This is a genomic window from Rhodopseudomonas palustris (genome assembly GCF_034479375.1).
Classification (GTDB): Bacteria; Pseudomonadota; Alphaproteobacteria; order Rhizobiales; family Xanthobacteraceae; genus Rhodopseudomonas; species Rhodopseudomonas palustris_M.
The window spans coordinates 4,139,890-4,156,475 of the sequence record NZ_CP140155.1 but is presented as its reverse complement, the minus strand read 5'-3'; the positions used below and the strand labels follow the sequence as shown (position 1 = coordinate 4,156,475).

Here is a 16,586-nt window from a genome sequence, read left to right as displayed (position 1 = left end):
GGACCTTGCGGAATATCGCGCGGGCACCGCGGAGAGCTCGATGCGGCCGCCGCCCCGGCTGCTTCGCCACACCTCCCTGCCGCCCGGCCCATCAGGCGGCCGCAAATCAGCGCCAAAAGTCGGATGAACGCCCCGCTTGTCGGCGCGGGGGGCGGCGACGCATAATCGCACCAATAACAACGGCCGGATGGTCAGACGATCGCACGTCTTTTCGCCGGCGAACCTCATCCATCAGCAATCCTCGCGATTTCGCCCGATCCGGGTTCTAGGGTCCGGCGAGCAGGATGTGCTGACGGATGAGCCCGCCGGGTTTGAAGCGATTTGCGGTCCGTGCACCGACGGCGGGTGCGGCAAGGCCGCGTATTCGGGTGGAGGAAAGAATGTCCGAGAAGATCTATGACGTGCCCTCGGAATGGGCGAGCCGCGCCTTCGTCGACGACGCGAAGTACCGCGAGATGTACGCCCGCTCGGTCAATGACCCGAACGGCTTCTGGGCCGACGAGGCCAAACGCATCGACTGGATCAAGCCGCCGCACAAGATCGAGAACTGCTCGTTCGCGCCCGGCAAGGTCTCGATCAAATGGTTCGAGGACGGCATCCTCAACGTCGCGCACAACTGCATCGATCGGCATCTCGCCACCCGCGGCGACCAGGTCGCGATCATCTGGGAGGGCGACGATCCCTCGCAGTCGCGCCACATCACCTATCGCGAGCTGCACGACGAGGTCTGCAAATTCGCCAACATCCTGCGCAGCCGCAATGTCGAGAAGGGCGACCGCGTCACCATCTATCTGCCGATGATCCCCGAAGCGGCCTTCGCGATGCTGGCCTGCGCGCGGATCGGCGCGATCCATTCGGTGGTGTTCGCCGGCTTCTCGCCGGACTCGCTGGCCGGCCGCATCAACGACTGCCAGTCGAAGATCGTGATCACCGCCGACGAGGGCCTGCGCGGCGGCAAGAAGGTGCCGCTGAAGGCCAATGTCGATGCGGCGCTGAAGAAGTGCGACGCCGTCGATTGGGTGATGGTGGTGAAGCGCACCGGCGCGCCGGTGGAGATCGATGACGTCCGCGACTTCTGGTACCACGAGGCCGCCGAGATGGTGACCACCGAGTGCCCGATCGAGCACATGCACGCGGAAGATCCGCTGTTCATCCTCTACACGTCGGGATCGACCGGCCAGCCCAAGGGCGTGCTGCACACGTCCGGCGGCTATCTGGTGTTCGCCTCGATGACGCACCAATACGTGTTCGACTATCACGACGGCGACATCTACTGGTGCACCGCCGACGTCGGCTGGGTCACCGGCCACAGCTACATTCTATACGGGCCGCTCGCCAATGGCGCCACCACGCTGATGTTCGAGGGCGTGCCGAACTATCCGACCAATTCGCGGTTCTGGGACGTCATCGACAAGCACAAGGTCAACATCTTCTACACCGCGCCGACCGCGATCCGGGCGCTGATGCAGGCCGGCGACGAGCCGGTGACGAAGACCTCGCGCAAATCGCTGCGGCTGCTCGGCTCGGTCGGCGAGCCGATCAATCCGGAAGCCTGGGAGTGGTACCACCGCGTCGTCGGCGACGACCGCTGCCCGATCGTCGACACCTGGTGGCAGACCGAGACCGGCGGCATCCTGATCACGCCGCTGCCCGGCGCGACCAAATTGAAGCCCGGCTCGGCGACCCGGCCGTTCTTCGGCGTGGTGCCGGAGATCCTCGATCCGGAAGGCGTGGTGCTGGAGGGCGAGTGCACCGGCAATCTGTGTCTGGCGCGGTCCTGGCCCGGCCAGATGCGCACCGTCTATGGCGATCACGAACGGTTCGAGCAGACCTACTTCTCGGCCTACAAGGGCAAATACTTCACCGGCGACGGCTGCCGCCGCGACGCCGACGGCTATTACTGGATCACCGGGCGGGTCGACGACGTCATCAACGTCTCCGGCCACCGCATGGGCACGGCCGAGGTCGAATCCTCCCTGGTGGCGCACCCCAAGGTGTCGGAAGCCGCCGTGGTCGGCTATCCGCACGACATCAAGGGCCAGGGCATCTACGCCTATGTGACGCTGATGGCCGGGATCGAGCCGTCGGAAGAGCTGCGCAAGGAGCTGGTCGCCTGGGTCCGCAAGGACATCGGCCCGATCGCCTCGCCGGACCTGATCCAGTTCGCCCCCGGCCTGCCGAAGACCCGCTCCGGCAAGATCATGCGCCGCATCCTGCGCAAGATCGCCGAGGACGAACCCTCGACGCTCGGCGACACCTCGACGCTGGCCGATCCCGCCGTGGTCGACGACCTGGTCGAGCATCGCCAGAACAAGCACCACAAGGCGGTCTGACCGCCGCGGCGGCGACGCCCCGCCCCCTTGACGGGGGCGGGGCCCGGACTGCGGCGCCGGCCAGGCGCACCCCTCACATTCGAAACGACGGACCGCGCCGCCCCCGCTCGCGGACGTTGCGAGTGTGGCTGTTCAACAACATGTGTAGCTGCGGTCGGCCTCGGTGGTTACTTTGCGGCCGAGTGTTGTTTTCCTGATATTTACTTTCATCCGCGGATTTTCTTTCAATGCCGCGTTCGCTCTCCTCCCGGCGCCAGCTCACAACCAGTCGGTTAACGCGTCGCGCTACCATGTCGCGGCGGCGCGCCGAACGGTCGGACGGGACGGAGACCGGCAGAGGGATTGGGAGAGACGGATGTCTTTTGGATTTCGTTCGGCAAGACGAGCAGTTGCATTCGCGGCGCTGGCCGCGACGTCGATGCTGGCGGCGCCCGGCGCCGAGGCAGGGCCCAGTCTGGTCGCCTTCCGGGGTGACTATTCGCCGGGGACGATCGTGGTGAAGACTCACGAGCGCAAGCTGTACCTGGTGGTCGAGCCGGGCCAGGCGGTGCGCTATCGGGTCGGCGTCGGCAAGCCCGGCAAGAGCTGGGAAGGCGTCACCAAGATCGACGGCAAATATCGCAACCCGGCCTGGGCGCCGCCCGCGGACGTCAAGCGCGACAATCCGGCCATCCCGGATGTGATCGCCGGCGGCACGCCCGAGAACCCGATGGGCGTCGCGGCGATGACGCTGGCCGGCGGCGAATACGCCATCCACGGCACCAACCGGCCGAGCTCGATCGGCGGCTTCGTTTCCTACGGCTGCATCCGGATGCTCAACGACGACATCACCGACCTGTATCAGCGCGTCCCGGTCGGCACCCAGGTGGTGGTGACGCGCTGAGGCGCGGCCAACCTCGGACGCTGCCGAAGTCTCTCAATCGGGCGGCCCTTTCTTCAGCGTCATCCTGAGGCGCACGTCGCGCCGCGCTCGCGCGGCACGGCGTGCCTCGAAGGATGGCCGCGGGCACTCGTCTCTCATCCTTCGAGGCTCGCTGCGCTCGCACCCCGGATCAAGTCCGGGGCAGGCTCTCAGGATGACGGCGTGGGGGTGGAGAGCCTGAAGGGTGGGCGGATCAGCTCGTATCGGATCAATCAGCTCGTCAAAAAAGCCGCGCACGGAGCGCGGCTTTTCAGTTCGTGTGGGCGCGCCGCTCAGCGCGGCGGGGCGACGCCCGGGGGCGGCGGCGGCAGCGCGGCCTGACCACCGTTCAGCAGCGGCGTGATGCGGCGGACGGTGACGCGGCGGTTCTGCCGCTCCGGTCCGTCGGTCTGCACCTTCAGATACTGCTCGCCATAGCCCTGCGAGGTCAGGTTCTCCGCCGGAACGCCGAACTGCTGGGTGAGCAGCGTCGCGGCGGCCTCGGCGCGGCGGTCGGACAGCGACAGATTGTCGGTGTCGTTGCCGGTCGCGTCGGTGTGGCCCTCGATCAGGAACACCTCGCGCGGATTGCGCCGGATCGCCCGGTTGAGGCCGTCGGCGATCACCTGCAGCTTGGACGCCTGATCCGGCGAGATGTCCCACGAGCCGAGCTCGAAGGTGATGGTGTTGAGGTCGATCGAGGGCATCCGCTGCCGCACCGACGGGCTGTAGCGGATCTCGTCCATCGAGTAGCGGCGTTCGATCCGCTCCACGGGTGGGGCTTCGAGCGTGTCGTAGATCAGCTCCGGCGAGGCGTCCTCGTAGTCGACGATGTAGCGGTCGCGCGGAATCCGCAGCACCGGCGGCGGCAGATCGACGTAGAAGTTCGCCCGGTCGCTCGGACCGAAGCTGTTGTCGATGATGATGATCTCGCGGCCGTCGCGATCGCGGCGGATTCGCCGCACCAACTGGCCGTCGCGGCCCGTGACGTTGATGATCTCGGTGCCGTCGGGCCGGACCACGATGGTGCGGGTGTCACCGCCGCGACCGGGCTCGGTGCGGATGTCGCGCGCGCCGTAGCGGAAGCGATCCATCTCGTTGTGGCGGATGAACTCCCGGCCTCCCGGATCGCGCACGATGACGCGGCCGGGCTCGGTGATCACGGTGCGACCGCCCTCGCGGACCTCGCGGCGTTCACCGCGGAAGTCGGAGATGTTGCGCGGGCCTTGCGGCGCAGCACCCGGGGCGATCGGCGTCATCGCCTGCGGCGGCGGCGGCGCGGCCGGAATCGGGGTGGTCACCGTCGGCGGCGGCGTGCGCGCCACCGGGGCACCCGGCGGCAAGGCCGCTCCGCCGGGCTGCGCGCCCTGCGGGCCGATCGTGCCGGCGGCGGGCAGAGGCGGCGGAGCCGCGGCGCCCTTGTCGGCCGGTGCGGCGGCAGGCGGAGGCGGAGCCGCCTTCTGCGCGGCGGGCGGCGGTGGGGTCTGGGCCGGCGGCGGCGAGCCGATCTGACCGGCAGCCGGCGGCGGCGCGCCCTTGTCGGCCGGCGCAGCCGGCGGTTGCTGGGGCGGCGCGCTCCGCTGGGCGGCAGGCGGCTGCGCAGCGGCCGGGGGCGGTCCGCCCTTCTGCACGGCCGGAGGCGGAGTCTGGCCCGCCGGCGGGGCGCCGATCTGGCCCGCAGCCGGCGGTGCCGGACGCGGCGGCGGCGCGGCGCCCTTGTCCGCGGGAGGCGGCGCGGATTGACGCTGCTGCGGAGCCGCAGCCGGCGGGGGCGGCGGTGCGACGCGCGGGGCAGCGGGTGGCTCGGCGCGCGGGGCGCTCTTCTCGGCCGGAGGCGCCGGCGGGCGCGGGGGCGTCGCGGCCGCGGGCGGAGGAGGAGGCGGCGCCGCGCGCGGGGCGGCCGGCGGCTCCGCCTTCGGTGCCGGCGGGGGAGCCGGACGCGGCGGCGGTTCGGCGCGCGGCGCAGCCGGCGGTTCGCCGATGCGACCGGCGGGCGGCGCGGCGGCGGGCGGAGCGGCGGGACGCGGCGGCGGCGGGGCAGCGCCCGGTGGCGGCCCCTTCCGCTCCCCGGCCGGCGGGCCCTTCTTCTCGTCGCCCTTGTCGGCAGGTGCGGCTTGCGCCATCAGCATCGGCGTTGCAATCACCGACGTCGCATCGGCGTGCGCCGGGAGAGTTGCGGACTGCCACACGACGATCGCTGTCGAGGCGAGCAAGGCGAGCTGAATTCTTTTCATTGGTATTCCCCGCGTATCAAAATGCTGCGAGCCAAACGATCCATCGCGGACGTAGCCGGCCCGTCGATTCGATCAACGATGACCCGTGGGGCCGGATTGTGGCCGTCCGCCCGGCGGCGCAACTAATTATTTCGAGATGTGTCGCCGACCAACGAGCCGCTATTCATCGCGCATTCAGACGTCGGATACGGCGGCGGCCCGGCCGCGGTCGGTGATCACGCCGCGTGATCGCGACGAACGAGACGGCATCGCAGCACGCCGCTCGTCGTTGCGCGACGATGCGGCGTTCACATGATGGCCGGGTTGGGCGCGCCCGGCCCGGGTGAAGGTGGCATTGGTACTTCGTCCGGCGTCTGTCCCGGCAGTTCTTCCGGCACCGGCGGCGCGCCGGGCTCGTCGATCGGCGGCGGAATGTCCGGATTGGGATTTCCCGGCGGCGATTCGCGCGGCGGCTCGGTGGGCGTGCCGGGCGTGCTCGACGGCACCTCCGGCGGCGGCTCGACCGGGCCCGGTGTATCAGGGACTTCCTGCGGTTCGGGCATCATCAGATCGCGACCTTGCGATTGTCGCCGAGATCGGGGCGCGACCCGGTCGCCGCCGCCACCGCCATCTTCACATAGCTGACGAGGGTGCCCGGTGAATCCCAGTACTCGGCCTCTTCGGGCGTGACCTCGAGAATGCGAATGTTCGGATCATCGGGGCTGTCCCACCACGCTTTCGCAGCGGTGCCGAACAGCTCCTTGATCTTGGCGCGGTCGTTGCTGATCGCCCCATAGCCCGACACCGAGACGTATTTCTGCGCGCTCGCATCGGCGAAACCGAGATTGACGTGGTGATCCTGCGCGATCTCATCGTCCTTGTGGCGGCGGACATCGGTGAGGAAATAGATCAGACCTTCCTCAGGACGAATATAGGCTGCCATCGGCCTCGAGCGGATCTTCTCGCCGTCGCGCGTCGCCAGCATCGCGAAGGTGATCTTCTTCATCAGATCCCAGGCGTGCTGCGCTTCGCCCGGATTGGTATTCACCGCCATCGACAATCTCCATGCCTGTTCTGCGGCATAACGATTGCTGTGCGGCGATGTTCCGCGGCTCCGGGTTGTCCTCTCCGTCATTGCGAGCGTAGCGAAGCAATCCAGCGGCAGCACGCGATGCGCTGGATTGCTTCGTCGCTGCGCTCCTCGCAAGGACGGGGGATGGTGCCGGACGGCTACCGAAAGCAGAACGGCCGGGCACAGAGCCCGGCCGTTGCAGTGCGACAAAGCTGCGCAGCGCTCAGATCTGGCGTTCGACCAGCTTGAGCTTGAGATTGGCGATCGCTTCCGAGGGGTTGAGGCCCTTCGGGCAAGCCTTGGCGCAGTTCATGATGGTGTGGCAGCGATAGATCCGGAACGGATCCTCGAGATTGTCGAGCCGCTCGCCGGTGGCTTCGTCGCGGCTGTCCTCGACCCAGCGCGTCGCCTGCAGCAGCGCGGCCGGTCCGAGAAAGCGGTCTGAATTCCACCAATAGCTCGGGCACGAGGTCGAGCAGCAGGCGCACAGGATGCATTCGTACAGGCCGTCGAGCTTCTCGCGGTCCTCGTGGCTCTGCCGCCATTCCTTCTGCGGCGTCGGCGTCACCGTTTGCAGCCACGGTTCGATCGAGGCGTATTGCGCGTAGAAATTGGTGAGGTCGGGGACCAGATCCTTGACCACCGGCTGATGCGGCAGCGGGTTGACCTTCACCGCCTCGCCGCGGACGTCGTCCATCGCCTTGGTGCAGGCCAGCGTGTTCTCGCCGTCGATGTTCATCGCGCACGAGCCGCACACGCCCTCGCGGCAGGAGCGGCGGAAGGTCAGCGTCGGATCGATGTTGTTCTTGATCCAGATCAGGCCGTCGAGAACCATCGGGCCGCAATCGTGCTTGTCGACATAGTAGGTGTCGACGCTCGGGTTCTTGCCGTCGTCGGGATTCCAGCGATAGACGCGGAATTCGCGAACCTCGGTCGCGCCTTCCGGCTTCGGCCACGCCTTGCCGCCGACAATCTTCGAATTCTTCGGAAGTGCGAATTCAACCATCTCGTCTGCCTTTCGTCATTCCGGGATGCGCGCTTGCGCGCAGACCCGGAATCTCTGGTCCTTGCTCGGTCTCAGATTCCGGGTTCGCGCTTGCGCGCGCCCCGGAATGACGGGCCGGGTTTCCTTAGCTCAATACACCCGCGGCTTCGGCGGGATGTACTGGACGTCGTTGGTCATCGTGTAGTCGTGGACCGGGCGGTAATCGATCGTGGTGCCGCCGCCTTCGTCGATCCACGCCAGCGTGTGCTTCATCCATTGCTTGTCGTCGCGATCCGGGAAGTCCTCGCGCGCATGGGCGCCGCGGCTCTCGGTGCGGTTGGCGGCGGAGTTCATCGTCACCACCGCCTGGATGATCAGATTGTCGAATTCCAGCGTCTCGACGAGATCGGAATTCCACACCAGCGAACGATCCGACACGCCGATATCGGCGACCCCGCCGTGCACCTTGCGGATCAGATCCTTGCCCTCGGACAGAACCTCGCCGGTGCGGAACACCGCGCAGTTGTTCTGCATCACCTGCTGCATCCCCTCGCGCAGCTTCGCGGTCGGCGTGCCGCCCGATGCGTAGCGATTCTTGTCGAGCCGTCCGAGCGACATGTCGGCGGAATCCGCCGGCAGCTCCGGCTGCTTGCCGTTCGGCGTCAGCTTCTCGGCGCAGCGCAAGGCTGCGGCGCGGCCGAACACCACGAGGTCGATCAGCGAATTGGAGCCGAGGCGGTTGGCGCCGTGCACCGACACGCAGGCGGCCTCGCCGATCGCCATCAGGCCCGGCACCACCGCGTTGTCGTCGCCGTCCTTCTTGGTGACGACCTCGCCGTGGAAATTGGTCGGGATGCCGCCCATGTTGTAGTGCACGGTCGGCAGGATCGGGATCGGCTCGCGGGTGACGTCGACGCCGGCGAAGATCCGCGCCGATTCCGAGATGCCCGGCAGCCGCTCGTGCAGCACTTCCGGCGCCAGATGGTCGAGATGCAGGAAGATGTGGTCCTTCTTCTTGCCGACGCCGCGGCCCTCGCGCATTTCGATCGTCATCGCGCGCGAAACGACGTCACGCGACGCCAGATCCTTGGCGGAGGGCGCGTAGCGCTCCATGAAGCGCTCGCCTTCGGAATTGACCAGATAGCCGCCCTCGCCGCGGGCGCCTTCGGTGACGAGGCAGCCCGAGCCGTAGATGCCGGTCGGGTGGAACTGGACGAACTCCATGTCCTGCAGCGGCAGTCCCGCACGCAGCGCCATCGCGCCGCCGTCGCCGGTGCAGGTATGCGCCGAGGTGCAGGAGGCGTAGGCGCGTCCGTAGCCGCCGGTGGCCAGAATCGTGGTCTGCGCCTTGAAGCGGTGGATGGTGCCGTCGTCGAGCTTGAGCGCCACCACGCCGCGGCAGCAGCCCTGATCGTCCATGATCAGATCGATGGCGAAGAACTCGATGTAGAATTCGGCCGAATGCCGCAGCGCCTGGCCGTACATCGTGTGCAGCATGGCGTGGCCGGTGCGGTCGGCGGCCGCGCAGGTGCGCTGCGCCTGGCCCTTGCCGAAATCCAGCGTCATGCCGCCGAACGGCCGCTGATAGATCCTGCCGTCCTCGGTGCGCGAGAACGGCACGCCCCAATGTTCGAGCTCGTACACCGCCTCTGGCGCGTTGCGCACCATGTACTCGATCGAGTCCTGATCGCCGAGCCAGTCCGACCCCTTGACGGTGTCGTACATGTGCCAGCGCCAGTCGTCCTTGTGCATGTTGCCGAGCGAGGCCGAGATGCCGCCCTGCGCCGCCACGGTGTGGGAGCGGGTCGGAAACACCTTGGTGATGCAGGCGGTGCGCAGCCCCGCTTCGCTGCAGCCCACCACCGCGCGCAGGCCCGCGCCGCCGGCGCCGACAACGACGACATCATAGACGTGGTCTTCGATCGGATAGGCGTGGCCGCCCGCGGCCGCTGCGCCGTTGCCGTTCGCCGCCATGCGTTACACTCCGGATGCGAGTTTGAAGATCGCGAAGATCGCGGCGAGTGCCACGGCGATCGAGAAGAAATTGTTGGCCATCACGGTCACGAGCTTGAGCTTCTCGTTCTGGATGTAGTCCTCGATCACCACCTGCATGCCGATCTTCATGTGGATCGCGCTGGCGATGATGAACAGGATCATGGTCAGCGAGATCAGCGGCGAGCCGAGGATCTGCGCCGCGCCGGCCTGGTTGCGGCCGAGCAGCATCATGATGACGACGATCACCGGCAGGATCAGCAGCGTCATCGCCACGCCGGTGATGCGCTGCTGCCAGAAATCCGAGGTGCCGGAGCCGGCCGGGCCGAATTTGCGCACCTTGCCCATCGGCGTGCGCATCGTGGCCTCGCGCCGCCGCGCGGTGCCGTGGGATTCTTCGACGCTCATCGGGCGACCCCCATCGTGAAAGCGATCACCCAGAGCAGCACCGTCGACACGATGCCGCCGATCAGCGCCGCCCAGGTCAGCCATTCGCGGTCGGCGGTCTTGAAGCCGTAGCCGAGGTCCCAGACGAAATGACGGACGCCGCTGAGCAGATGGTGCATCAGCGCCCAGGTGTAGCCGAACAGGATCAGACGTCCGATCCAGCTGCCGGTGAAGGCCTGAACGTTGGCGTAGGCGGCGGGGCCTGCGGCGCAGGCGATCAGCCACCAGGCCAGCAGAAGGGTTCCAAAGTACAGCGCAATACCGGTGGCGCGGTGGACGATGGACAGTGCCATCGTCAGGCTCCAGCGGTAGGCCTGCATGTGGGGCGAAAGCGGTCGGTCGATCCTGGCGGTCATCGGCTGCTATAGGTTGGCTGCAAGCGGACAGGGCCCGGTCAGGGCTCGCGAAGGTGACCTTATTTACGAAGGTCGTTCAGCGAGTGCAACGACGAATTCACGTTTATTGAACTCCAAATCACTGTTTGAAGTGTACGCTGTGCCAAGGCGATGGTGCTTTCCGTCGCAGCAGGCTTCGGATACAAATGAAAATCGGTTCACTGATCCGAAGGCTTCCTGTCCGGCACGTCTTCCGACGGCCGCCCGCACCGCAAAGGTAAGAAACTGCAGCACTTTTGAAGCGCTCTAAGCGGTTCTAAACGGCGTCGCTTCCCGCCGAGGCATGGCCGTGCGATGCTCGGTCACGGCCCCGATCACGCCCCCGCCTCCCCCTCGCGCCCGACCTCCAGATGACCCACGCCGAAGATCATTGCCACGATGACCATGCCGGCCGGCACGATCACGGCCGCGCCGATCATCATCACGCGCATGGCCATGGTCCCGGCGCGCATAGTCATGCCCCGAAGGATTTCGGCCGCGCCTTTGCGATCGGCATCGGGCTCAACATCGGCTTCGTGATCGTCGAAGCGGTGTTCGGCTGGCTCGGCAATTCGATGGCGCTGCTCGCCGACGCCGGCCACAATCTGTCCGACGTGCTCGGCCTCGCCGTCGCCTGGGTCGCCGCCGAACTGTCGAAGCGGCCACCCTCGGCGCGTTTCACCTACGGGCTGCGCGGCTCGTCGATCCTCGCGGCGCTGTTCAATGCGGTGTTCCTGCTACTCGCGGTCGGCGCGATCGGCTGGGAGGCGATCCTGCGGCTGTTCAATCCCGAGCCGGTCGCCGGCGTCACCATGATGATCGTGGCCGGCGTCGGCATCGTCATCAACGCCGCCACGGCGTGGCTGTTCTTTGCCGGCCGCCACAGCGATCTCAACATCCGCGGCGCCTATCTGCACATGGTCGCCGACGCCGGCGTCTCGGCCGCCGTGGTGATCGCCGGCGTGGTGATCCTGTTCAGCGGCTGGACCTGGATCGACCCGGCGGTGAGTCTCGTCGTCGTCGGCGTGATCGTCTGGGGCACTTGGGGGTTGCTGCGCGACTCCACCGCGATGTCGCTCGGTGCGGTGCCGCGCGGCATCGATCCGGCCGCGGTGCGCGCGTTCCTGGCGAGCCGGCCCGGCGTGACGCAACTGCACGATCTGCACATCTGGCCGATGTCGACCACCGAAGTGGCGCTGACCTGCCATCTGGTGATTCCGTCGGGGCCGCCCGGCGATGCCTTCCTGATCGAGATCGCCCACGAACTGCAGCACGATTTCGGCATCGCCCATGCGACGGTGCAGATCGAGACCGACCCGGCCTCCTGCGCGCTTGCGCCGGATCACGTGGTGTAGGCGCGATCTTGTATTCGCGCTTGCTTACCACGCCACTCTTTCTGCAACGAGTGCGGCTACTAACTCATGTCTCACTCAGGGCACGGCCACTAACAGCGCCCTGTGAATAACGGTGGCAGTTCGGTGGAAGATTACTACCAGCATTCGAAACGTCAGCATTGGAGCATCTGGCCCGCGCCCCGCCGTCCGGATGAATCTTCCAGATAGGTCAGCGGGTTAATGTCAGAAGTTAAACTTGGCATACCCCAGTTTTCCACCCGAAATTACCACATTTAGTATTTGATTCAGGAACCCGCACTATTGCTTGACGCGTCGGACGAGGTTCCCATACCTTCGTCGACAACCGGAACTAAGAAGCCGCCGAGCCCTTGCACGGCTCGACGGCTCCGAAGTTTCGGCCCGCTACTCACCCACGAGACGGGCAAGGCGGGACACTGCGCAATAGTCAGCACGCCGATAGAATCGGAGTTATTGCCAGTGGTCAAGCCCGTCCTCACGTTGTTAACGGAGATGGACAATGAACACTTCTACCGCGATTAAAACCTGTCAGATTAAGTGCATCCGCAAGTCTGATCGGTTCAATCCCCACGAACGCATCACCCATGTAGGCGGTTACGAGGACGCACCATGGCGGATCACTCAAGAGGAAGCCATCCGCCTTCTGGAGGCGCGAGAATGGCGCTTCTGGGTCAAGCCTCTTCACGGGGATGCTGTTTGGGTTACCGTCGCCGTAAGCCGCTTTGGCAACAAGTATCTAAAAACCGAAGCCGACGGAGAGCAACCCAACAACCTGCTCTCCCTCCCCGAATGCCCGTGACAGGACATAGCTGAAACCAACGGGCCGCCTCTATCGTTTGGAGGCGGCCCTCCTCGGCCGCGTCGAAATTTCCCAAACTACGCATCTTGCGACTTCCGGGCACTCGATATGCCCCTGAACCGCGTTCCTATCCCCTTGCGAGGAGGGTCGGCCGAGCGAAGCGGAGGCCGGGATGGGGGTACCGCGGGCACTGCGACTCGTGGACCCCCACCCCCGACCCCTCCCCGCAAGGGGGAGGGGAGCCCTCCGCACATCAGTCATTCCGGGGCGCTCGCACCAGCGAGCGAACCCGGAATCTCGCGGTGATGGAAACGACCTAGCGTGCAACAACTTCGAGATTCCGGGTTCGCGCGTTTCACGCGCGCCCCGGAATGACGCGACTTGTTACTTGTAGATGTCCTTGTAGGTCTCGCGCAGCACGTTCTTCTGGACCTTGCCCATGGTGTTGCGCGGCAGGTCGTCGACGAACAACACTTTCTTCGGCATCTTGAATTTGGCGAGCTGGCCGTCGAGGCCCTTCAGGACTTGCGCCTCGTCGATCGAGGCGGCCTTGTCGCGCACCACCACGGCGGTGACGCCCTCGCCGAAATCGGCGTGCGGCACGCCGATCACCGCGGATTCGATCACGCCCGGCATGGCGTCGATCTCGCTCTCGATTTCCTTCGGATAGACGTTGAAGCCGCCGGTGATCACCAGATCCTTGCCGCGGCCGAGAATGTGGACGTAGCCGCGCTCGTCGATCTTGCCGAGATCGCCGGTGATGAAGAAGCCGTCGTCGCGGAATTCCGACTTGGTCTTTTCCGGCATCCGCCAATAGCCCTTGAACACGTTCGGGCCCTTCACCTCGATCATGCCGATCTCGCCCGGCGGCAATTCGCGGCCGGTTTCGGGATCGGTGACGCGCGCCGAGACGCCGGGCAGCGCCGGGCCGACCGCGCCGGGCACGCGCTCGCCGTCATACGGGTTCGAGGTGTTCATGTTGGTCTCGGTCATGCCGTAGCGCTCGAGCACGGCGTGGCCGGTGCGCGCCGACCATTCGCGATGGGTCTCGGCCAACAGCGGCGCCGAGCCGGAGATGAACAGCCGCATGTGGCTGGTCGCGTCCCTGGTCAGTCGCGGGCTCTGCAGCAGTCGCGTGTAGAACGTCGGCACCCCCATCAGCACGGTGGCGCGCGGCATCAGGTCGATGATCCGCTCCGGATCGAGCTTCGGCAGGAAGATCATCGCGGCGCGCGCGAACAGCGTGACGTTGCTGGCCACGAACAAACCATGGGTGTGATAGATCGGCAGCGCGTGGATCAGCACGTCCTCGGGCGAAAAGCGCCAGACATCGACCAGCGTCAGCGAGTTCGACGCGAGGTTGTCGTGGCTCAGCATCGCGCCCTTGGAGCGGCCGGTGGTGCCCGAGGTGTAGAGGATCGCGGCGAGATCGTCGCCGCTGCGCGGCACGGTCGCGAAGTCGGGCGACGCCTGCGCCGCCGCATCGCTCAGCGAGCCTCGGCCGTCGGCGCCCAGCGTCTCGACCGCGGCGTTCACCTTGGCGGCGATCGCCGCGATGCCGTCGCGCTTTGCCGGATCGCACACCACCAGTGACGGCTCGGCGTCGGTGATGAAATAATCGAGTTCGTGCAACGTATAGGCGGTGTTGAGCGGCAGATAGACGGCGCCCGCCCGCACCGTGGCCAGATACAGCACCAGCGCCTCGACCGATTTCTCGGTTTGCGCCGCGACACGATCGCCGGTCTTCACGCCGCGCGCCACCAGCACATTGGCGACGCGGCCCGCGCGCGCGACCAGATCGCCGTAGCTGATCCTGCCTCCGTCGGCGGTTTCGATCGCGAGCCTGTCCGGATCGTCGAGCGCAGCGAACAGGCGGGCAAACAGATTGGCGTTCATGTTGGTGTTCCGTGCGCGTTCATGCATCATTCGGGAAGGGCGATTGCATAGCAAGAACGTCCATCGCAAAGCAACGGAGACAGTTTGCATGACGAAGAACGGGAAACGCGTGGCCTGGGTCACCGGCGGCGGCAGCGGTATCGGCGAGGCCGGCGCGGAGGCGCTCGCCGCCGATGGATTCACCGTGGTGGTGTCGGGGCGGCGAGCCGACGCACTCGACGCGGTGGTGGCGAAGATCACGGCCAAAGGCGGCGCCGCCGAAGCGATCGCGCTCGACGTCGGCGACTCCGACGCCGTGATCGCCGCCGCCGACCGGATCGTCGCGACCCACGGCCGCATCGACTGTCTCGTCAACTCCGCCGGCATCAACGTGCCGAAGCGGAGCTGGGCCGATATGGAGCTGGACGGCTGGAACAAGCTCGTCGAGATCAATCTCGACGGCGTGCTGTACTGCATGCGCGCGGTTCTGCCGACGATGCGCGCGCAGCAGGACGGCTGCATCATCAACGTGTCGTCCTGGGCGGGGCGTCACGTCTCCAAGATGCCGGGTCCGGCCTACACCACCACCAAGCACGCGGTGCTGGCGCTGACGCATTCCTTCAACATGGACGAATGCGTCAACGGCCTGCGCGCCTGCTGCCTGATGCCGGCGGAGGTCGCCACGCCGATTCTGAAACTGCGTCCGGTGGTGCCGAGCGCCGAGGATCAGGCGCGGATGCTGCAGCCCGACGATCTCGGCCGCACCATCGCCTTCGTCGCAACGATGCCGCCGCATGTCTGCGTCAACGAGATCCTGATCAGCCCGACCTGGAATCGGTCGTTCGTGGGTGGGTTGTGAGTTTGAGTGACCTCTCCCGCTTGCGGGTGAGGTCGGAAAGCGTCGCGATCCGGGTGGGGGAATTTGACTCTCGGTAATCGCTTGCTGAGTGCTCGGCTCGCCCTCACCCCAACCCTCTCCCGCAAGCGGGAGAGGGAGTTCGGCAGCGGTCGGAAGAGGCGCTGATCGTGTCTTTCATTCAGCTATCGATACGAATTGATGAAATAGTTCGGCGCCTTCTGACCGAACTGATCATCCGCATCGTCCGCAACACGATCAGCGCGCCCCCTCTCCCGCTTGCGGGGGAGAGCCTGCCCCCGACTTGATCGGGGGGCGGGGTGGGGGAAGCGGCGCCTGCGACCGTTCGCCACTCTATGAGCAAGCCCGACGACATCGCTCGCGCGACGCGCCTGAACGTCGATCCTCGCGATTAGTTTCACCGTGCGACAAAAAATCTATTCTGAAACTGCCGCCGGAAACCTCCCGTAACTGGCTGCAACGACGGCGCCCCCGCGAGCCCTTCAGGCGCGCCGCCGTTCGCAACCCTCGCCCGTGCGTGGCGTGGGCTTTCAACCCATCGGGAGACGAAACATGTCGAAGCGAATTGCTTATTTGTCCGCCGCGGCGCTGAGCGCGCTGGCTCTCACCGCCACCGTGACCGTGCCGGCCCAGGCCGAATCCAAGAAGATGATGAAGAGCGAGGCCAGCGGCGACACCGTGATGGTCGGCGGCGCGCCGATGTATCCGTCGAAGAACATCGTCGAGAACGCGGCGAACTCCAAGGATCACACCACGCTGGTCGCCGCCGTGAAGGCCGCCGGCCTGGTCAAGACGCTGGAAGGCAAGGGCCCGTTCACGGTGTTCGCGCCGACCAACGCCGCCTTCGGCAAGCTGCCCGCCGGCACTGTCGACACGCTGGTGAAGCCCGAGAACAAGAAGCAGCTCACCAAGATCCTGACCTATCACGTGGTGCCCGGCAAGCTCGCCGCCGCCGACCTCACCGACGGCAAGAAGCTCACCACCGTCGAGGGCGAAACCCTCACCGTCAAGCGCATGGGCGATCAGGTGATGCTGGTCGACAGCAAGGGCGGCAGCTCGACCGTGACGATCCCGAACGTCAACCAGTCGAACGGCGTGATCCACGTCGTCGACACCGTGCTGATGCCGTCCTGATCATCGCTTCCGCCGCTTCCAACGTCCCCCGAGGCGGCGGATGAAGCGGCGCCCCCCACGCTGCTTCGCGAAGGGCGCGGGCCGGGACACCGGCTCGCGCTTTCGTGATCGGAATGGTGATGTCGGCATCGCCGTGGAAGGGAAGCGGCGTAACGAGGCGGGGTTATAGTCCGTATCGTCAAGGCCATCGCTTTGATGACGAACCGCTTCA

Annotated in this window: 14 protein-coding genes; 6 read left to right on the top strand and 8 right to left on the bottom strand. The window is 66.4% G+C overall.

The window, feature by feature from the left end:
* Positions 1 to 380 precede the first annotated feature (380 nt).
* The gene (gene acs / locus SR870_RS18780) at positions 381 to 2,333 is read left to right on the top strand and encodes an acetate--CoA ligase (RefSeq protein ID WP_322515038.1); all 1,953 of its coding nucleotides are present in this window, start codon (positions 381 to 383) and stop codon (positions 2,331 to 2,333) included.
* Between the two features lie 355 nt (positions 2,334 to 2,688).
* On the top strand, positions 2,689 to 3,216 hold the full coding sequence (locus SR870_RS18775) for a L,D-transpeptidase (protein WP_322515037.1): 528 nt from the start codon (positions 2,689 to 2,691) through the stop codon (positions 3,214 to 3,216).
* Between the two features lie 311 nt (positions 3,217 to 3,527).
* Here the strand turns inward: SR870_RS18775 and SR870_RS18770 are convergent, their stop codons facing one another.
* From SR870_RS18770 to sdhC, 7 genes are all read right to left on the bottom strand, one after another.
* On the bottom strand, positions 3,528 to 5,468 hold the full coding sequence (locus SR870_RS18770) for an OmpA family protein (RefSeq protein WP_322515036.1): 1,941 nt from the start codon (positions 5,466 to 5,468) through the stop codon (positions 3,528 to 3,530).
* Between the two features lie 287 nt (positions 5,469 to 5,755).
* On the bottom strand, positions 5,756 to 6,013 hold the full coding sequence (locus SR870_RS18765) for a hypothetical protein (RefSeq protein ID WP_322515035.1): 258 nt from the start codon (positions 6,011 to 6,013) through the stop codon (positions 5,756 to 5,758).
* Positions 6,013 to 6,501, bottom strand: a complete 489-nt coding sequence (locus SR870_RS18760; protein WP_322515034.1) for a pyridoxamine 5'-phosphate oxidase family protein — start codon at positions 6,499 to 6,501, stop codon at positions 6,013 to 6,015. The genes SR870_RS18765 and SR870_RS18760 overlap by 1 nt, the downstream gene beginning before the upstream one ends.
* Before the next feature lie 241 nt (positions 6,502 to 6,742).
* Positions 6,743 to 7,525, bottom strand: a complete 783-nt coding sequence (locus SR870_RS18755; RefSeq protein WP_322515033.1) for a succinate dehydrogenase iron-sulfur subunit — start codon at positions 7,523 to 7,525, stop codon at positions 6,743 to 6,745.
* Between the two features lie 129 nt (positions 7,526 to 7,654).
* Positions 7,655 to 9,478, bottom strand: a complete 1,824-nt coding sequence (gene sdhA, locus SR870_RS18750; protein WP_322515032.1) for a succinate dehydrogenase flavoprotein subunit — start codon at positions 9,476 to 9,478, stop codon at positions 7,655 to 7,657.
* A 3-nt stretch (positions 9,479 to 9,481) separates the two neighbouring features.
* Positions 9,482 to 9,904: a succinate dehydrogenase, hydrophobic membrane anchor protein gene (gene sdhD, locus SR870_RS18745; RefSeq protein WP_322515031.1), complete on the bottom strand. Its 423-nt coding sequence runs from the start codon at positions 9,902 to 9,904 to the stop codon at positions 9,482 to 9,484.
* Positions 9,901 to 10,299 carry a succinate dehydrogenase, cytochrome b556 subunit gene (sdhC, locus tag SR870_RS18740; RefSeq protein ID WP_322515030.1) on the bottom strand — a complete coding sequence of 133 codons (399 nt, stop codon included), beginning with the start codon at positions 10,297 to 10,299 and terminating at the stop codon, positions 9,901 to 9,903. The genes sdhD and sdhC overlap by 4 nt, the downstream gene beginning before the upstream one ends.
* A gap of 389 nt (positions 10,300 to 10,688) precedes the next feature.
* On the opposite strand from sdhC, the gene SR870_RS18735 reads away from it, so the two are divergent.
* Complete coding sequence (locus SR870_RS18735) at positions 10,689 to 11,672, top strand: cation diffusion facilitator family transporter (protein WP_322515029.1); 984 nt, start codon at positions 10,689 to 10,691, stop codon at positions 11,670 to 11,672.
* 517 nt (positions 11,673 to 12,189) lie between these two features.
* A complete protein-coding gene (locus SR870_RS18730) occupies positions 12,190 to 12,489 on the top strand; it encodes a DUF3892 domain-containing protein (RefSeq protein ID WP_322515028.1) in 300 nt (99 codons plus the stop codon).
* Positions 12,490 to 12,873: 384 nt separating this feature from the next.
* Here SR870_RS18730 and SR870_RS18725 read toward each other — a convergent pair whose 3' ends face one another.
* On the bottom strand, positions 12,874 to 14,385 hold the full coding sequence (locus SR870_RS18725; protein ID WP_322515027.1) for a malonyl-CoA synthase: 1,512 nt from the start codon (positions 14,383 to 14,385) through the stop codon (positions 12,874 to 12,876).
* 88 nt (positions 14,386 to 14,473) lie between these two features.
* Here SR870_RS18725 and SR870_RS18720 point away from each other — a divergent pair, with 88 nt between their 5' ends.
* Together SR870_RS18720 and SR870_RS18715 are read left to right on the top strand one after the other, a co-directional pair.
* The gene (locus SR870_RS18720) at positions 14,474 to 15,223 is read left to right on the top strand and encodes an SDR family oxidoreductase (protein WP_322515026.1); all 750 of its coding nucleotides are present in this window, start codon (positions 14,474 to 14,476) and stop codon (positions 15,221 to 15,223) included.
* A 570-nt stretch (positions 15,224 to 15,793) separates the two neighbouring features.
* Positions 15,794 to 16,375 (top strand): fasciclin domain-containing protein, encoded by a 582-nt coding sequence (locus SR870_RS18715; protein WP_322515025.1) that lies wholly within the window; start codon positions 15,794 to 15,796, stop codon positions 16,373 to 16,375.
* The last annotated feature ends 211 nt before the right edge of the window (positions 16,376 to 16,586 follow it).